Raw genomic sequence first — 14,449 nt, forward strand, 5'->3', positions numbered from 1 at the left:
GGGGTTGCGTCGCATGTGTGGCATCGTCGGTATCGTCGGTAAGTCGAACGTCAATCAGGCGCTGTATGACGCGCTAACCGTCCTCCAGCACCGCGGCCAGGACGCTGCCGGTATCGTGACCAGCCATGATGGCCGGTTATTCCTGCGCAAGGACAATGGCCTGGTGCGTGACGTGTTCCATCAGCGTCACATGCAGCGCCTGGTCGGCCACATGGGCATTGGCCATGTGCGCTACCCGACCGCGGGCAGCTCGACCTCGGCCGAAGCTCAACCGTTTTACGTCAACTCGCCTTACGGCATCACCCTGGCGCATAACGGTAACCTGACCAACGTTGAACAACTGGCCAAGGAGATTTACGAATCTGACCTGCGCCACGTCAACACCAGTTCCGATTCAGAAGTACTGCTGAACGTGTTCGCGCACGAGCTGGCCCAGCGCGGCAAGCTGCAGCCGACTGAAGAAGACGTATTTGCTGCCGTCACCGACGTGCACAATCGTTGCGTCGGTGGCTATGCGGTCGTGGCCATGGTGACCGGTTACGGCATCGTCGGTTTCCGCGACCCGCACGGCATCCGTCCGATCGTGTTCGGCCAGCGTCACACCGACGAAGGCGTCGAATACATGATCGCCTCCGAGAGCGTGTCCCTGGACGTGCTTGGTTTTACCCTGATTCGCGACCTGGCACCGGGCGAAGCGGTCTACATCACCGAAGACGGCAAGCTGCACACTCGTCAGTGCGCAACCAACCCGTCCCTGACCCCGTGCATCTTCGAGCACGTCTACCTGGCGCGTCCAGACTCGATCATCGACGGCGTGTCGGTGTACAAGGCCCGCCTGCGCATGGGTGAGAAGCTCGCCGAGAAGATCCTGCGCGAGCGTCCGGATCACGACATCGACGTGGTCATCCCGATCCCGGACACCAGCCGCACCGCGGCCCTGGAGCTGGCGAACCACCTGGGCGTGAAGTTCCGCGAAGGTTTCGTGAAGAACCGCTACATCGGTCGCACCTTCATCATGCCGGGGCAGGCCGCACGGAAAAAATCCGTACGCCAGAAACTCAACGCCATCGAGCTGGAGTTCCGCGGCAAGAACGTGATGCTGGTGGACGATTCCATCGTGCGAGGCACCACCTGCAAGCAGATCATCCAGATGGCACGCGAAGCAGGCGCCAAGAACGTTTACTTCTGCTCCGCAGCCCCGGCCGTGCGTTTCCCGAACGTCTACGGCATCGACATGCCGAGCGCCCACGAGCTGATCGCCCACAACCGTTCGACCCAGGACGTTGCGGACCTGATCGGTGCCGACTGGCTGATCTATCAGGACTTGCCTGACTTGATCGAAGCGGTCGGTGGCGGCAAGATCAAGATCGACAAGTTCGATTGCGCGGTGTTCGACGGCCAATACGTCACCGGCGACGTCGACGAGGCTTACCTGAACAAGATCGAGCAGGCGCGTAACGATGCCTCCAAGGTCAAGACCCAGGCAGTCAGCGCGATCATCGATCTGTACAACAATTGAGTAACTACCGGCCCTGAGGGGCCGGTTTTGTATCTGGCTTTTAATTTACGAGAATAGGGAAAGGAGTGACAGCATGAGTCAGGATTGGGATGCCGGTCGGTTGGACAGCGACCTCGAAGGCGTAGCGTTCGATACCCTGGCCGTTCGTGCCGGTCAGCACCGTACGCCGGAAGGCGAACACGGTGATCCGATGTTCTTCACTTCGAGCTATGTATTCCGTACCGCCGCCGATGCGGCCGCGCGTTTTGCCGGGGAAGTGCCGGGTAACGTCTATTCACGCTACACCAACCCCACCGTACGTGCCTTCGAAGAGCGTATTGCCGCCCTGGAAAGCGCCGAGCAGGCCGTGGCCACTGCCACCGGCATGGCTGCGATCATGGCGGTGGTGATGAGCCTGTGCAGCGCCGGCGACCACGTGCTGGTGTCGCGTAGCGTATTCGGCTCGACCATCAGCCTGTTCGAGAAGTACTTCAAGCGCTTCGGCATCGAAGTCGACTACGTGCCCCTGGCGGATTTGTCCGGCTGGGATGCGTCGATCAAGGCCAACACCAAATTGCTGTTCGTCGAATCGCCGTCCAACCCGTTGGCTGAGCTGGTGGATATCGCCGAACTGGCGAAAATCGCTCACGCCAAGGGCGCGATGCTGGTAGTCGACAACTGCTTCTGCACCCCGGCGCTGCAACAGCCGTTGAAAATGGGTGCGGACATCGTCGTGCACTCGGCAACCAAGTTCATCGACGGCCAGGGCCGTTGCATGGGCGGTGTCGTGGCCGGGCGCAGCGAGCAGATGAAAGAAGTGGTCGGCTTCCTGCGCACCGCCGGGCCGACTTTGAGCCCGTTCAACGCCTGGATCTTCCTCAAGGGCCTGGAAACCCTCAACCTGCGGATGAAGGCCCATTGCGCCAACGCCCAGCAACTGGCCGAATGGCTGGAGCAGCAGGACGGCATCGAGAAAGTCCATTACGCCGGCCTCAAGAGCCATCCACAGCACGAGCTGGCCCTGCGTCAGCAAAAGGGCTTCGGCGCGGTGGTGAGTTTCGAGGTCAAGGGCGGCAAAGAGGGCGCCTGGCGCTTTATCGATGCGACCCGCCTGATTTCGATAACTGCCAACCTGGGCGACAGCAAGACCACCATCACCCACCCGAGCACCACCTCCCACGGCCGCCTGGCGCCGCAAGAGCGTGAGGCTGCGGGCATTCGTGACAGCCTGATCCGCATTGCGGTCGGCCTGGAAGACGTGGCAGACCTGCAAGCCGACCTGGCGCGCGGTTTGGCTGCCCTGTGATCGAGTTGTCCACGCCATCGGGCACCAATGGCCGTGTGGCACTGGTGACCGGTGCGGCGCGGGGCATTGGCCTGGGGGTTGCGGCCTGGCTGATCAGCGAAGGCTGGCAAGTGGTGCTGACCGACCTGGACCGGGTGCGCGGGTCGAAAGTGGCGAAGGTGCTGGGCGACAACGCCTGGTTCATCGCCATGGACGTCTCGAACGAAGGGCAGGTGGCGCTGGGTGTTGCCGAGGTGCTGGGGCAGTTCGGGCGCCTGGATGCGCTGGTGTGCAATGCCGCGGTCGCCGATCCGCACAACATCACCCTGGAAAGCCTCGACCTGGCTTACTGGAATCGAGTGCTGGCGGTGAACCTCAGTGGGCCGATGCTGTTGGCCAAGCACTGTGCGCCGTACCTGCGGGCCCATAGCGGGGCGATCGTCAACCTGGCATCGACCCGCGCCGCTCAGTCGGAACCCGATACCGAGGCCTATGCCGCGAGCAAGGGCGGCCTGCTGGCCTTGACTCACGCGCTGGCCATCAGCCTTGGCCCGGAGATTCGGGTCAATGCGGTCAGCCCTGGCTGGATCGATGCGCGGGACCCGTCGGTGCGCCGTGCCGAGCCGCTGACCGATGCTGACCATGCCCAGCATCCGGCGGGCAGGGTAGGGACAGTCGAGGACGTGGCGGCGATGGTGGCCTGGCTGCTGTCGAAGAACGCCGGTTTTGTCACCGGCCAGGAATTCGTGGTCGATGGCGGCATGACCAAGAAAATGATCTACAGCGAGTAGGGCGAGCCGGGCATTGATGTTGAACGCGCCATCGTCTTCGCGAGCAGGCTCGCTCCCACATTGGAAGTGCTATCCACTGTGGGAGCGGGCCTGCTCGCGAAAGCGGTCGACACGGTATTGATTGAAAGAATTTTGTCTTTTTCAGAAAAACTTCAATCCTGCTATTGACTTAGGTTCGCTACCTGCGTAAATTTCGCGGCCTCGGAGATGCAAACGGGTGATTAGCTCAGCTGGGAGAGCGTCTGCCTTACAAGCAGAATGTCGGCGGTTCGATCCCGTCATCACCCACCACTCCCGAGAAACTTGCGAAAGCAAGAGGTAGGCTGAAATGCCTCCACCGACGCGCAGCGGTAGTTCAGTCGGTTAGAATACCGGCCTGTCACGCCGGGGGTCGCGGGTTCGAGTCCCGTCCGCTGCGCCATATTCAACGAATCGGATTCATCCGGTTCGCGGTTGAAAAGCACCGAAGCTTTCGACCAAACGAGTTACCTGGACGCAAGTCCACAGCGATACGCAGCGGTAGTTCAGTCGGTTAGAATACCGGCCTGTCACGCCGGGGGTCGCGGGTTCGAGTCCCGTCCGCTGCGCCATATCTGCCCCGAGGCCCACTGAACGCCTTGGAGCTACGAAGAAAGCCACTGCTTTACTTCGCGTCGATAGCAAAGACCCTGGTCGAAAGGCCGGGGTTTTTTGTGTCTGAAATTTGGCTTCTTCTCCTCTGTGATACCTCCCCTCGAATCTTTCTGCGTAACGGCGAACTTCTGAAGCCGTGGCCAACCAGCTGCGTCGAAAAGTCGCGGTTTTTTGATTTTCTGGTCAGTTTTTTGTTTTCCGCGAGCGAATAAACCTTTAAAGTTAACCTTTCGGTCAACTTCGCATTGTCATCACGGCCCCTTGCATCGTCAAAAGGGGCTTCTGCACGACTCGAGATTTCCAGAACATAACCAGAAGGGTGGCCTCCATGGCCGCTCATAGGATGATCCATGTCCAACCGTGAAATATCCCGGCGCTCGTTCCTTCAGGGCGGGCTGGTGGCGGGTGTGAGCGTGACGCTTGCACCGCTGAGCAGTCAGGCGCTGGCAGCCTTGATGGAAAACAGCGTCACCGTGCCGTCCGAGCAATGGCTTGGTAACAACGGCAAGGCACGCGCCCGCAACGACGCCTTGTCCAAGGTCTGCGGCAGCAAGGTCTTTGCCCGCGACATCCGTGCCAAGGACATGCCGGGCTGGCCGCAGCAGCAAGGCCACGCCATGCTGCTGAAAACCATCAAGGCCGACCGTATCTATGACGGCTATGACCTGTCGTGGCTCGGTGCCGACCTGCAGCCCGATCGCATCGTCACCGCCGACGACCTGGTCAAGGATGGCATCGTCTTCCCCGAAGAGCACGCCCCTGACCCACTGTTGCCGGCCGGCAAGGTGCCGATGTTCATCGGTCACCCAGTGGCGATCCTGATCTGGAACGACTTCGAACGTTTCCGCCAGGCCAAGGCTCAGCTCAAGTTCAATGACAAGGCCATTCGCTACGGTGAAAAAGTGCCGTTCTACGAAGGCGATCCCTATGGCAGCTTCCGTTACGTGCGCGTGGGCGGGCCGACCTCGGCGGACGAAGACGAATTCGCCAGCCTCAAGGACTCGATCCTGTTTCCGATGCTGAAAAACCGTCGCCCGGTGTGGAATTCCCAGCCAAACCTGCACGGCAACCTGACCGAGCGTGGCTTGTTCTACGCCGACCGCATGAAGCAGCAGATCGATACGCCGCCAGACAACTGGCTGGTGTTCGACGAGCGCTACAAGACCCCGTCGATCGAACCCGCGGCGATGGAACCGGACAACGGCAACGGCTGGTACGACCCGGCGACCAAGACCCTGCACTTTGTCGTTGCGACACAGTGCCCGCTGGAGACCGCAACCGAGACTGCGAAGATGATCGCGCCGTCGCGTTTCGGCCTGGCGAACCTGAACATGCACCCTGGTTACACCGTCGGGTACGGCTCGAAAGACCACAACATTTTCGTCTACTACGCGGCTTTGGCGGCGTTATACGGCGCCGGCGTTCCGGTACGCCTGGCCAACGACCGCTACGAGCAATTCCAGAGCGGCATCAAGCGTCACCCGTTCGATATCCGCTATCAGTTGGCGGTGGACAAGACCGACCACAGCTTCAAGATCTTCCGCGCCGAGATGAGCGTCGACGGCGGCGGGCGGGTCAACTACAGCCCGTCGGTAGCGGCAGTAGGCGCCACGGCGGCGCAGTCGATCTACTACATGCCGCAGAACGATCTGCAGGTAACCGCCTATCATTCGCGCGCGGTGGAAGCCGGGTCGATGCGTGGCTACGGCACGCTGCAGAGCATGGCGGCCACGGAAATGATGGTCGATGAAATTGCCGATCGCCTCGGGGTCGATGCCATTGAACTGCGGCGCAAGAACGCCCTGCGTTCGGGCATGAAAAACACCCAGGGCGCGATCCCGGCCGGTGCCCTGCGCCTGCACGAGATTCTCGACAAGGCCGCGGTCAACGAAGTCTGGAAAAACCGTCAGGCGATCAAGCAACAACGCGAATCGGCGGACCCGGACCACTGGTATGGCGTCGGTTTCGCCATTTGCCAGAAAGACTTCGGCACCGGCTCCGAAGCGCCGATGGCCAGCATCGAATACACCGTTGACGGTCGCATCACCCTGCGCCACATCGGTATCGAAATCGGTACCGGCATGTCCACCTCGCAGGCGATGGTAGTGGCCGATTTCCTCGGCAGCCCGGCGCACGAAGTGAAGACCGGTGAAACCGAATGGGAAGAATTGCAGCTGATCAGCGGCGGTAACCCGTACATCATGAGCCAGGCCGAGCAGGACAACTTCCTGCGCAACCCGCGCTGGGTCGGCAAGGTCGCGTCGGCGTCGTCGGCGACCAACTCCGCCTATTACTTCAGCCACGCCACCCGTGAAGCGGCGCGTGTGCTGTTCAATCACGGCCTGTGGCCGGCGGCGCTGGAGATCTGGCGCCAAGGCCCCTACGGCGGCCAGGCCAACCCTTACGTGGTGCGCCGCGAGGACGCCCATTGGGTCGACGGCAAGCTCACCGCCAACGGCATGGAACCCTTGCCGTTCGCAGTATTGGCCAAGCGTGCCCACGAACGGGGCCTGGTCACCGGTGCCACGGTGCACGGCTTCAACCGCTGGAGCTGGGCTGAGGCCGAGTACAGCATCGACGGCGTGCGTGAGCGTTTGCCGCTCGATGGCTTGGCGGTCAAGTACGGCGACGGTGCGCCGAAGGCGAAGAAAGCGCAGATGAGCAGCGCCGGTTTCCATCTGCTGGATCGGCAGAACATCGCCTATCCGCCAACCCAGTTGAACAACGCGGCGGTGACTTACTACAGCCCCGTGGCGACGCTGGTGGAAGTGAAGGTGAACAAGGGTTCGAGAGAAGTGTCGGTGCTCAATCACCACTCGTGGGTCGAGTGCGGTCGGGTGCTGGTGGAAGAGTTGGTCAAGGGCCAGGTCGAAGGCGGCATCGCCATGGGCATTGGCCATGCGCTGATGGAAGAAATGCCGCTGTACGAAGGCGGACCGGGGGAGGGTGACTGGAACTTCAACCGTTACCGCTTGCCGATGGCGCGGCACGTGGCGGTGTGGAAACAGACCGCGGAAATCCTGCCGCCGCTATCGCCGAGCGATCCGTCCAAGGGCATCGCCGAGGTGGTGATGATCCCGGTGGTCGGTGCCATTGGCAACGCCGTGGCCCACGCCATTGGCAAGCGTGTCCGCGACCTGCCTATCACTTCTGCACGCATCAAGGAGGCCCTAAATGGCTAACCGTCCGCTTCAACTGACCCTCAACGGTCAATCCGTCGGCCCGGTGGACATCCCTGATGACCTGCCGATGATCGACTACCTGCACGAGTACAAGAACCTCACTGGCTCGCGCTTGGGCTGCGGCCAAGGCATTTGCCACGCCTGCGTGGTGATCGTCGACAACCCCGACGGCACCAGTGAAGAAGTGCGCACCTGCATCACCGGCGCACACTATTTCGAAGGCAAGAAAGTTCGGACCATCGAAGGTCATGCGACCCGTGACGAGCAGGGCAGGGTCACCGAGCTGAACCCGATCCAGCAGCGCTTCGTCGACGAGTTCGCCTTCCAGTGCAGCTACTGCGCGCCAGGTTTTGTGAATGCCGCGACGGTGCTGGTGGAAAAGCTGCAGCGTCAGCCGATCGTCAAGAGCCAGCTGGAAAAAGTCATCGAGGACAGCCTCGGTCACCACATCTGCCGTTGCACCGGATACGTGCGCTACTACAGCGCCACGCGCAACGTGCTGACCGATCTCGGCCTGGTCAAGGAGGGCTAAGCATGAAGCAATTACTTACCCGCCTGACCCTGGCGGTCGGCTTGGCTGCGCCCGTGTTGCTGGCGCAGGCGGATGATCAGGTCAAGCGCGGCGAATACCTCGCCCGCGCGGCTGACTGCATGGCTTGCCACACCGCACCGGGTGGCGCGCCCTATGCAGGCGGCCTGCCGATCGTCTCGCCGTTCGGTACGATCTACGGCACCAACATCACCCCGAGCAAAGAGCACGGCATCGGCTTGTACAGCGATGATGAATTCTTCGCGGCGCTCACCGAAGGCAAGCGACGTGATGGCGCCAACCTATACCCGGCGATGCCCTACACCTCGTATCACCTGGTGCCGCGTGAGGATTCCGACGCGATCCACGCCTACCTGAAAACCGTCGAGCCGATTGAGCGCGCCGCGCCGGTCACAAGCCTGAGTTTTCCGTTCAACGTGCGCCTGGGCCTGCTGGGCTGGAACATGATGTACGGCAAGGACGTGAAGCTGGCTGCGACCGAAGGCAAAAGCGAAGCCTGGAAGCGTGGCCAGTACATGGTCGACGTGCTCGGTCACTGTGGCGAATGTCACACCCCACGTGGTCTGCCGGGTGCGATGCAGCAGGATAAACGCATGACCGGCGGTATTCTCAACGGCTACCTGGCACCAAGTCTCTTGGCCACTGACCTGGCGGCCCGTGGCTGGAATCACCAGGACCTGAGCTCGTTCCTCAAGCACGGCATGAGCGCCCAGGGCACCATGTTCAACGAGATGTTCCCAGTGTTCCACAACAGTACCCAGGGCCTCAGCGATCCGGACCTGGCGGCGATGGCAACCTTCCTCCTCGGCGACCAGCCGCCGGCGGCGAAAGTCTTGACCGACGTGCCGCTGGACCAGCTCAGTGCCAGCGCACAGCGCGGCCGGCAGGACTACCTGAACGTCTGTGCCGGTTGTCACGCGCCGGGTGGTGAAGGCAAACCGCATATTGCCGTCGCCATGCGCGGCAATACCACCCTGCGCCTTGAAGATCCGCGCAACCTGGTTCGGGTGATCGACGATGGCATCGGCGAGCAGAAGTTCGCAGGATTCGAACACATGCAACCCATGCCCGGTTTCGCGCAAAAGCTCACCGACGAGCAGCTTGCGGACCTGTTGAACTACCTGCGCCAGGCGTGGGGCGGTCAACCGGGTGACCTGGCCTTGAACGATGTGCAGAAGTTGCGGGCCGACGCGCCGCCGCTCGAGCACAAGGCGCACTGACATGCAGCATCTGGATCTGCAGGTAGTGCGGCGCGCGCTGGCATGGTCGACGGCCGGACAGCGTGTGTGGCTGTGCAGCGTACTGGCCACCTACGGCTCGGCGCCTCGGGCGCCGGGTTCGTTGCTGGCGGTGAATGCTGGCGGGCAGTGGATCGGATCGCTGTCCGGTGGGTGTGTCGAGGAGGATTTCCTCGAACGCGTCGCCGAAGGTGCGTTCGAGCAAACGGTCAGCGTCGTGCGCTACGGCGAAGGCGATGACCCGCGCTCGCGGATCAGCCTGCCCTGCGGTGGCGTGCTCGAAGTGCTGGTGGAAAAGCTCGAGCCCGTCTGTGAGGTGCAGGCGCATCTGCGGGAGCTGGAGTCGGCGCTATTGGGCCAGCGTCGGCTGATCCGTGAAGTCGACCTGGCCAGCGGCGCGCGCAGTCTGTTCGATGATCGCGAGCAGGGTGTGCGCGTCGAGCGCGAGATCGATCGCGTCAGGCTGCGCATCGGTGCGGCGCAGCGCCTTTTGCTGGCCGGGTACTCCAGTGTCGCGCAGGCCTGCGCGGAGTTCGCCATAGGCCTGGGCTTCGAGGTGATTCTTTGCGATCCGCGGGACGAAGTGCTGGAAGGCGTGGTGCTGGATAACGTGGAGATTCGTCGTCAATTGCCCTCGGTGTTCATCGCCGACGGGGGCTGCCACAGCGACACGGCGGTGGTGGCGCTGACCCACGATCCGCGCATCGACGACCTGGCGATGATGGAAGCGGTGCGTACCGATGCGTTCTACATCGGCGTGATGGGCTCCCTGCAGACTTCGCAAAAGCGTTTCGAGCGCTTGCGGCGCATCGGTGGGTTGGGGGATGCGCAATTGGCGCGGATCCATGCGCCCATCGGGCTGAACCTGGGCAGCAAGACCCCGGCGGAAATCGCCTTGGCCGTGCTCGCCGATATCCTGCGAATTCGCAGCGGGATCGCTCGCGATCGACTGTGATGCAGTCCCTGTCAGGGTTAAGGCTTGTTCGAAAGGAGGCTCGTCGCTTGATTGGACGAGCCTTTTTTGTTGTGCGTCATTCTTGACACTGTCCGGTCAGCTTCTCTAGGATGCTGCCCATGCGCCGATTTAAACAGCTACTTGCGGGGCGCCAGGTAACTCATTGAGTTACCGACAGAAGCTTGAAGCAGGCTTCGAAATACCGCTAAAGCGCTGGTTCGGTGTTGCCTCTCACCTGCCATGCAGACTTTTTGAGGCTGAGACACGACTCGATGAATGCACTAAGCCCTGTTGTACGTCCCGCGCCGATCACGGCACATCTCACCCAGCGCAATCCAAAAATCCTGCTTGGCGGTAAACATCAGCCGACGCTCCTGCGTTATCTCGATGGTTGGCCACGTCGTATCGGTGGGCCAGCAGCTTTCCTGATCCAGTTTGTCGAAGACGGTGAATCCCTGGCGCGTTTTGCCGCGGACAGTTTTGACCTGGCAGTGATTCAGTCGCCAAGCGTCGAAGACGCCCCGGAAATGATCAGGCAACTGACCCGTGTCGCCCGGCAAGGGCTGATTACCCGTCGCTGAGGCCTCAGGGATAGTCGATCTCGACGATGTACACACACTGCTCACCCGTCGGTGTCTGGACCCGTACTTCGGCGTCCAGGGCCTTGCCGATCAGGGCGCGGGCCAAGGGCGAGTCGATGCTGATCAAGCCCTGTTTCAGGTCCAGTTCATCCGGCCCGACGATGCGATAGCGTGATTGCTTGCCATCCTCGTCTTCAATCGTGACCCAAGCGCCAAAATAAACTTTGTTCGGATCGCTGGGCTTTTCACTGACGACCTTGAGGGCTTCCAGGCGTTTGGTCAGGAAGCGCACGCGACTGTCGATTTCGCGCAGCATTTTTTTGCCGTAGGTGTATTCGGCGTTTTCCGAACGATCGCCCTGGGCTGCCGCTTCGCTGACTGCTTGCGTCACTTGGGGGCGGCGTACGTGCCACAGTTCATGAAACTCGGCGCGCATCCGCGCTTCACCTTCGGGGGTGATCAGCGCGGTACCGGCGGTACGGGGAGGGCGATAACGGCTCATGGCAACTTTTCTTCGAATCAGGAGCGCTTGAGTCTATCAACCCTCGCGCAGGACTGTCAGGGGGCTGGCATTCAGGGCGCGCCGGGTGCCGAACACACCAGCACCGCCGATCAGCACGGCGCCGATCAGTGGCAGCACCAGCAGCCATGGATGCGGATGCCAGGGGAGGTCAAAGGCGTAGCGGTAGAGCACCAGGCTGACGACTTCCGAACCGAGTGCCGCGAGCAGGCCGCTGACCGCGCCGAGCAATCCGAACTCGATCCGTCGTGCCTTCACCAGCAGTTGCCGTTCGGCCCCCAGCGCCCGCAGCAGGGCGCCCTGGCGAATGCGTTCGTCCAGGGTCGCCTGCAGGCCGGAAAACAACACCGCCATCCCTGCCGCCAGGACAAACAACAGTACGTATTCCACTGCCAGGGTGACTTGGGCGAGGATGCTGCGCAATTGCGCCAGCAGCGCTTCGACTTGCAGGATCGTCACCGCCGGAAAACTGCGCGACAGGTCGACGATCTGCTGGTCATGCCCTGCCGCCAGATAGAAGCTGGTCAGGTAGGTGGCGGGCAAATCCTTCAGGGTGCCTGGCTGGAAAATCATGAAGAAGTTCGGCTGGAAATTATCCCAGTTGATCTCCCGCAGGCTGGTGACTTTCGCCTCGCGATTGGCCCCGCCGACCGTAAAGACCAGATGGTCGCCGAGCTTGAGTTTCAAGCTCTCGGCGACCTTGCCCTCCACCGACACGCCGGGGATGTCATCCGGCGGTTGCTCTGGCCACCAATGGCCGGCGGTGATCTTGTTGCCCGCGGGCAGGTCTGCCGCCCAGGTCAGGCTCAGGTCACGCTGGATAGCCCGGTCACCCGCCGATTCCTTGGTGACGATTTGCTGCACCGGTTCACCATTGATGCTGATCAGTCGTCCGGGGACTACCGGATACAGTGGCGCCGATTGCGCCGACAACGAGATCAGGCGGTCGGTGAACGCCTGCTTGTCCGCAGGCAGGATATTCAGGGCAAAATAGTTCGGTGCGTTCCTGGGCAGCTGGTTCTGCCAGGTGTCCAGCAACTCGCCGCGCAGCAGGGCGATCAACGCCATCGACAGCAGGATCAGGCCGAATGCCAGGGACTGCCCTGCGGCTGCCAGCGGATGGCGCAGCAATTGGCCCAGCCCCAGGCGCCACGGCAGGGAGGCACGAGCCAGCAGGCGTCGCAGGCTTTTCAATAGCAGCAACAGCAAGCCACCCAATATCAGTGCCGCGACCACGCCGCCGCCGAGCAGGGCGAAGGTCAGCACCAGGTCAAGGCTCAGGCGCCACATGATCAGCCCGAGGGCGCCCAGCGCCGCGCCGTAGACCATCCAGGTGCTGGAAGGGATCGGCAGCAGGTCCCGGCGCAAGACACGCAAGGGGGGAACCCGACCCAACGCCGCCAGCGGCGGCAGGGCAAAACCAGCCAGGGCCACCAGTCCGGTGCCGATACCGGCGATGGCCGGGAGCAGGCCGCCCGGCGGGACATCGGTCGGCAACAAATCGTGCAGCAAGGCGAACAGACCCAATTGCGCCAGCCAGCCGATGACGGCGCCGCCAAGGCTGGCGAGCAGGCCGAGTACGGCCAACTGCAAGCTGAACAGCACCATGGTTTCCCGGCGGGACAGGCCCAGGCAGCGGAGCAGCGCGCTGGCATCGAAGCGGCGGGTGGCGAAGCGCGTCGCTGACAACGCTACGGCCACCCCGGCCAACAATACCGCCACCAGGCTGGCCATATTCAGATAGCGCTCGGCCTTGCCCAGTGCGCCGCCAATCTGCCGGTTGCCGTCGCGGGCATCCTGGATGCGCTGGTTGGCGGCCAGGCCGGGCTTGATCAGTTGGCGATAGGTTTCCAGGGCCGAGGCATCGCCACGCCAGAGTTCGCGGTAGCTGACCCGGCTGCCGGGCTGCACCACGCCAGTGGCTTGCAAGTCGCTGAGATTGATCAGCACCCGCGGCGTCAGGCTGTAGAAGTTGCCGGCGCGGTCGGGCTCGTAGGTCAGTACCCGTGCCAGCTTCAGGGTTTTCATGCCGACATCGATGCTGTCGCCGATCTTCAAGTCCAGCGCCGTCAGCAGCCGGGCTTCGACCCAGGCCTCACCGGGTTTCGGCCCGCCGCCGGATTCTTCCGGGGCGAAAGGCGCAGGGGCGCTTTTCAGCTCACCGCGCAGTGGGTAGACGTCGTCTGCCGCCTTGATGCTGGAGAGCTGTATGCCGTTGTCCGTGGCGATAACACTGGAAAACTCCACCACCCGGGCGTGTTCGAGGCCAAGCTCGGTACCGCTTCTTACTTGCTCGGGGCGCGCTGGCGAGCTGCCTTCGAGCAGCAGGTCGGCTCCGAGAAACTCCGTGGCGCGCAACATCATCGCGCCATTCAGGCGCGCGCCGAAATAGCCGATGGCGGTACTGGCGGCCACCGCGACCACGAGGGCAAAAAACAGCACGCGCAGTTCACCGGCGCGGGCATCGCGCAACAGTTGACGGACGGCGAGACTGAACAGGCGCAACAGCGGCAGGCGTGCCATCAAGGCTCCAGAGGGGCGACCAGCAGGCCGGCTTCAAGGCGGATCAGGCGCCGGCAGCGATGTGCCAGGCGTTCATCATGGGTCACCAGCACCAGGGTCGTGCCGCGTTCCTGGTTGAGTTCGAACAGCAGGTCGCTGATGCGCTCGCCGGTATGGCTATCGAGGTTGCCGGTGGGCTCGTCGGCAAACAGCACGTCGGGTTCGGCCGCAAACGCCCGGGCAATCGCCACACGCTGCTGTTCACCGCCGGAGAGCTGGCGTGGCGAGTGGGTCAGGCGTTGCCCCAGGCCGACCCGTTGCAACAGCTCGGTGGCGCGTCCACGGGCGTCCTGGCGGCCATCGAGCTCCAGCGGCAGCATGACGTTTTCCAGGGCGTTGAGGCTGTCGAGCAGCTGGAATGACTGGAAGACGAAACCCACGTGTTCGGCGCGGATGCGTGCCCGCTGGTCTTCATCGAGGTTGCTCAGGTCCTGGCCGGCGAGGGTGACTTCGCCGCTGCTCGGCAAGTCGAGGCCGGCGAGCAGGCCGAGGAGGGTGGACTTGCCCGAACCGGAGGCACCGACGATGGCCAGGCTGTCGCCCTTGTTCAGTTCCAGGCTGAGTTGGTGCAGGATGGTCAGTTCACCTTCCGCGCTGGGAACCACTTTGCTAAGGTTCTTCGCGGTGAGAATGCTTGCGCCCATGGAGAATCCG

Annotated in this window: 11 protein-coding genes and 3 tRNA genes; 11 read left to right on the top strand and 3 right to left on the bottom strand. The window is 62.5% G+C overall.

Features of this window, described 5'->3' with window-relative positions:
- The first annotated feature begins 13 nt into the window (after positions 1-13).
- The 11 genes from purF (at position 14) to CGA21_RS17830 (ending at position 10,713) form a co-directional block, all read left to right on the top strand.
- Positions 14-1,519 (top strand): amidophosphoribosyltransferase, encoded by a 1,506-nt coding sequence (purF, locus tag CGA21_RS17780; RefSeq protein ID WP_020795479.1) that lies wholly within the window; start codon positions 14-16, stop codon positions 1,517-1,519.
- A 73-nt stretch (positions 1,520-1,592) separates the two neighbouring features.
- A complete protein-coding gene (locus tag CGA21_RS17785; RefSeq protein WP_188264708.1) occupies positions 1,593-2,804 on the top strand; it encodes an O-succinylhomoserine sulfhydrylase in 1,212 nt (403 codons plus the stop codon).
- A complete protein-coding gene (locus CGA21_RS17790) occupies positions 2,801-3,574 on the top strand; it encodes an SDR family oxidoreductase (RefSeq protein WP_188264709.1) in 774 nt (257 codons plus the stop codon). Before CGA21_RS17785 ends, CGA21_RS17790 begins: the two co-directional genes overlap by 4 nt.
- A 215-nt stretch (positions 3,575-3,789) precedes the next feature.
- Positions 3,790-3,865, top strand: a tRNA-Val gene (locus CGA21_RS17795).
- Positions 3,866-3,918: 53 nt separating this feature from the next.
- Positions 3,919-3,995, top strand: a tRNA-Asp gene (locus CGA21_RS17800).
- Between the two features lie 92 nt (positions 3,996-4,087).
- Positions 4,088-4,164 (top strand) — tRNA-Asp (locus tag CGA21_RS17805).
- A 393-nt stretch (positions 4,165-4,557) separates the two neighbouring features.
- Positions 4,558-7,389 carry a xanthine dehydrogenase family protein molybdopterin-binding subunit gene (locus tag CGA21_RS17810; protein WP_188264710.1) on the top strand — a complete coding sequence of 944 codons (2,832 nt, stop codon included), beginning with the start codon at positions 4,558-4,560 and terminating at the stop codon, positions 7,387-7,389.
- Complete coding sequence (locus tag CGA21_RS17815) at positions 7,382-7,921, top strand: (2Fe-2S)-binding protein (protein ID WP_188264711.1); 540 nt, start codon at positions 7,382-7,384, stop codon at positions 7,919-7,921. Before CGA21_RS17810 ends, CGA21_RS17815 begins: the two co-directional genes overlap by 8 nt.
- 2 nt (positions 7,922-7,923) lie before the next feature.
- Entirely contained in the window at positions 7,924-9,159 is a 1,236-nt protein-coding gene (locus CGA21_RS17820) for a c-type cytochrome (protein WP_188264712.1), read from the top strand.
- Position 9,160: 1 nt separating this feature from the next.
- The gene (locus CGA21_RS17825; protein ID WP_110749169.1) at positions 9,161-10,132 is read left to right on the top strand and encodes an XdhC family protein; all 972 of its coding nucleotides are present in this window, start codon (positions 9,161-9,163) and stop codon (positions 10,130-10,132) included.
- Between the two features lie 272 nt (positions 10,133-10,404).
- Positions 10,405-10,713: a class I SAM-dependent methyltransferase gene (locus tag CGA21_RS17830; protein WP_188264713.1), complete on the top strand. Its 309-nt coding sequence runs from the start codon at positions 10,405-10,407 to the stop codon at positions 10,711-10,713.
- A gap of 4 nt (positions 10,714-10,717) precedes the next feature.
- Here the strand turns inward: CGA21_RS17830 and greB are convergent, their stop codons facing one another.
- The 3 genes from greB to CGA21_RS17845 are packed head-to-tail and all read right to left on the bottom strand — an operon-like array spanning position 10,718 to position 14,439.
- Positions 10,718-11,215, bottom strand: a complete 498-nt coding sequence (gene greB / locus CGA21_RS17835; RefSeq protein WP_020795466.1) for a transcription elongation factor GreB — start codon at positions 11,213-11,215, stop codon at positions 10,718-10,720.
- A 36-nt stretch (positions 11,216-11,251) separates the two neighbouring features.
- The gene (locus tag CGA21_RS17840; protein WP_188264714.1) at positions 11,252-13,756 is read right to left on the bottom strand and encodes an ABC transporter permease; all 2,505 of its coding nucleotides are present in this window, start codon (positions 13,754-13,756) and stop codon (positions 11,252-11,254) included.
- Entirely contained in the window at positions 13,756-14,439 is a 684-nt protein-coding gene (locus tag CGA21_RS17845) for an ABC transporter ATP-binding protein (RefSeq protein ID WP_020795464.1), read from the bottom strand. Before CGA21_RS17845 ends, CGA21_RS17840 begins: the two co-directional genes overlap by 1 nt.
- Positions 14,440-14,449 lie beyond the last annotated feature (10 nt).

This window comes from Pseudomonas sp. PSB11, from assembly GCF_014596605.1.
Lineage (GTDB): Bacteria > Pseudomonadota > Gammaproteobacteria > Pseudomonadales > Pseudomonadaceae > Aquipseudomonas > Aquipseudomonas umsongensis.

Bases quoted from the DNA above. Each gene is read 5' to 3' on its own strand.
- purF (WP_020795479.1), top strand. From the start codon at position 14: ATGTGTGGCATCGTCGGTATCGTCGGTAAGTCGAACGTCAATCAGGCG.
- CGA21_RS17785 (WP_188264708.1), top strand. From the start codon at position 1,593: ATGAGTCAGGATTGGGATGCCGGTCGGTTGGACAGCGACCTCGAAGGC.
- CGA21_RS17810 (WP_188264710.1), top strand. From the start codon at position 4,558: ATGTCCAACCGTGAAATATCCCGGCGCTCGTTCCTTCAGGGCGGGCTG.
- CGA21_RS17815 (WP_188264711.1), top strand. From the start codon at position 7,382: ATGGCTAACCGTCCGCTTCAACTGACCCTCAACGGTCAATCCGTCGGC.
- CGA21_RS17820 (WP_188264712.1), top strand. From the start codon at position 7,924: ATGAAGCAATTACTTACCCGCCTGACCCTGGCGGTCGGCTTGGCTGCG.
- CGA21_RS17825 (WP_110749169.1), top strand. From the start codon at position 9,161: ATGCAGCATCTGGATCTGCAGGTAGTGCGGCGCGCGCTGGCATGGTCG.
- CGA21_RS17830 (WP_188264713.1), top strand. From the start codon at position 10,405: ATGAATGCACTAAGCCCTGTTGTACGTCCCGCGCCGATCACGGCACAT.
- greB (WP_020795466.1), bottom strand. From the start codon at position 11,215: ATGAGCCGTTATCGCCCTCCCCGTACCGCCGGTACCGCGCTGATCACC.
- CGA21_RS17840 (WP_188264714.1), bottom strand. From the start codon at position 13,756: ATGGCACGCCTGCCGCTGTTGCGCCTGTTCAGTCTCGCCGTCCGTCAA.
- CGA21_RS17845 (WP_020795464.1), bottom strand. From the start codon at position 14,439: ATGGGCGCAAGCATTCTCACCGCGAAGAACCTTAGCAAAGTGGTTCCC.